At 74.3% G+C, this 2777-nt stretch carries 2 protein-coding genes and 1 pseudogene; all 3 read left to right on the top strand.

Going from position 1 to position 2777, the window contains the following annotated elements; all coding sequences use genetic code 11:
- Positions 1–1292: glycosyltransferase family 4 protein (locus GQS09_RS27820; RefSeq protein ID WP_207958379.1), on the top strand; the 1292-nt coding region annotated here is incomplete at its 5' end.
- A 37-nt stretch (positions 1293–1329) separates the two neighbouring features.
- Complete coding sequence (locus GQS09_RS27815) at positions 1330–2586, top strand: nucleotide sugar dehydrogenase (RefSeq protein ID WP_165990286.1); 1257 nt, start codon at positions 1330–1332, stop codon at positions 2584–2586.
- Positions 2586–2777, top strand: a pseudogene (locus GQS09_RS27810) (glycosyl transferase); the annotation flags it as partial. The gene GQS09_RS27815 and the pseudogene GQS09_RS27810, both read left to right, overlap by 1 nt.

Genomic DNA, 2777 nt, shown 5'->3' with positions numbered 1-2777 from the left:
GGGCGGCCGCCCCGGCCGGCGGGCACGGGCCGCGCGAGGTGCCCGCCCCGGCTGCCCGGCGCCCGGCCCGTCCCGTGGTGCCCGGGCGGGTGCTGCACCTGGTGACCAACTCCCCGCCGTACCGGAACGCCGGGTACACCGTGCGCACGCTGGGCATCGTGCGTGCCCAGCGGGCGGCCGGGCTGGACCCGCACGTGGTGACCCGGCTCGGCTTCCCCGTCGCCCAGGGCGTGTGGGACGGGCGCCGGGTGCAGGACCTGGACGGAGTGCCGCACCACCGGCTGCTGCCGCTGCTGATGCCCTCCGGCCCGGCGGAAGTGCTGTCCCGCAACGCCGAACTGGCCGCCCGGCTGGTGGAACGACTCCGCCCCGCCGTGCTGCACGCGGCCACCGATCACCCGAACGGGCGTATCGCCCTCGCCCTTCGCCGGACCTACGGGCTGCCGGTGGTCTACGAGGTGCGCGGCTTCCTGGAGGAGACCTGGCTGACCCAGGCCCCCGGCCGCACCGCCGCGGACCCGGCCTACCGGGCGGCCCGGGAGCTGGAGACCCACTGCATGCGCGCGGCCGACGCGGTGATCACCCTGGGGGAGGAGATGAAGCGGGAGATCGCCTCCCGTGGCGTGCCGCCGGACCGCATCCATGTGGTGCCCAACGCCGTCGACGAGGAGTTTCTCCGCCCGCCGCCCGCTCCCGGGCCGCTGCGCGCCGCGCTCTCCCTCGCCCCGGACGAGCCGGTGGTCGGCACCGTGGCCACGCTCACCCCGCACGAGGGCATCGGGACCCTGCTGCGGGCCGCCGCCGAGCTGCGGCGGCGCGGTACCGCGGTGCGGGTGCTGGTGGTCGGGGACGGGCCGCAGCTTCCGGTGCTGCGGCGGCAGGCCGAGGCGCTGCTCCCGCCCGGCACGGTGCTGTTCACCGGCCGGGTCCCGCACCACGCGGTGCGCCGCCATCTCGCCCTGCTGGACGTGTTCGCCGTCCCCCGGACGGCGGACCGGGTGTGCCGGCTGGTCACCCCGCTCAAGCCGGTGGAGGCCATGGCCTGCGGGATTCCGGTGGTGGCCAGCGCTCTGCCGGCCCTGTCCGAGCTGGTCACGGACGGCGTGCACGGCCGCCTGGTCCGCCCGGACGACCCGGGTGCCTGGGCCGGGGCACTGGACCGGCTGCTGGCCGATCCGGAGGCGCGGCGGCGGCTGGGCGCGGCGGGCCGGCGGCGGGTGGCCCGGGAGCGCACCTGGTCCCGGGTCGGTGTGCGCACCCGGGACATCTACCGCATGCTGGGAGCCGCCTGAGATCAGCACGGCCGTATGACACGTGAGGTGATGCGGCATGACAGTGGATCTTGCGATCATCGGACTCGGATACGTCGGGCTTCCGCTCGCCCGCGAAGCGGCGGCACTCGGCATCAGGGTCGCCGGACACGACCGGAACCCCCGCATCGTGGCGGAGCTGACATCGGGACGCTCGCATGTCGACGACGTCTCCGACGAGGACGTCCGCCGGATGCTGGACTCCGGGTTCACGGCGAGCACCTCGGAGGAGTGCCTGGGCGAGGCCCAGACCATCGTGATCTGCGTGCCGACGCCGCTGTCCGGCGAGGGCGGGCCCGACCTGTCGGCCGTCGTCGCGGCGGCCGAGGCCGTGGGCCGGCGGCTGCGGCCGGGCGTCCTCGTCGTCCTGGAGTCCACGACCTACCCCGGCACCACCGACGAAGTGGTCCGGCCCATCCTGGAACGCGGCGGCCTGCGCGCCGGGCGCGACTTCGCGCTCGCCTTCTCGCCGGAGCGCATCGACCCGGGCAACACCGTGCACACCCTGCACGACACCCCCAAGATCGTGGGCGGGCACACCCCCGAGTGCGCCGCCCGGGCCGTCACCTTCTACGGCAAGTTCATCAAGACCGTGGTCACGGCCTCCGGCACCCGTGAGGCCGAGATGGCCAAACTGCTGGAGAACACCTACCGGCACGTCAACATCGCGCTCGTCAACGAACTCGCCATCTTCTGCCGCGAACTCGGCGTCGACGTGTGGAACGTCATCGACTGCGCGGCCACCAAGCCCTTCGGCTTCCAGGCGTTCCGCCCCAGCGCCGGCGTGGGCGGGCACTGCATCCCCATCGACCCCAGCTACCTGTCCTACAAGATACGGACGCTCGGCCACGAATTCCGCTTCGTGGAACTGGCCCGGGAGATCAACCACCGGATGCCGGACTACGTGGTGCGCCGTGCACAGGACCTGCTGAACCGCGAGGGCAAGCCCGTCTCCGGCTCCCGGGTGCTGCTGCTCGGCATCACCTACAAGCCCGACATCGCCGACCGGCGGGAATCCCCCGCCGAGCCGGTGGCCAGGCTGCTGCGCGCCCGCAACGCCCACGTCGCCTACCACGACCCGCACGTGCCGGAATGGTGCCTGGACGGCACCCCGGTGCCCGCGGTGACCGACCTGCCCGCCGCGCTGGGCGAGCACGACCTGACGATCCTGCTCCAGGACCACCGGGAGTACGACCTGTGGGCCGTCGCCGACCAGGCCCGTCTGCTGTTCGACACGCGCGGCCGGATATCCCGCCCGGATGTCGAGGTGCTCTGATGCATGTACTGGTGATCACGGTCGTCCATCACCCCGAGGACGCCCGGATCCTGCACCGGCAGATCGCGGCCCTGCGCGACCGCGGCCACACCGTCACCTACGGGGCGCCGTTCGCCGCCTGCGGGGCGGCGCCCCGTCCCGGGCTGCGCGCCGTGGACCTGCCCCGCGCCGCCGGCCGCACCCGGCGCCCG

The sequence above is a fragment of the Streptomyces sp. YIM 98790 genome (assembly GCF_011421595.1).
GTDB lineage: Bacteria > Actinomycetota > Actinomycetes > Streptomycetales > Streptomycetaceae > Streptomyces.
Note: the sequence above shows the minus strand (reverse complement) of the source record. Positions and strands in the feature narration are given on the sequence as shown.

What these genes read in the sequence shown, in the direction of transcription:
- GQS09_RS27815 (WP_165990286.1), top strand. Translation starts at nt 1,330, where the DNA reads ATGACAGTGGATCTTGCGATCATCGGACTCGGATACGTCGGGCTTCCG.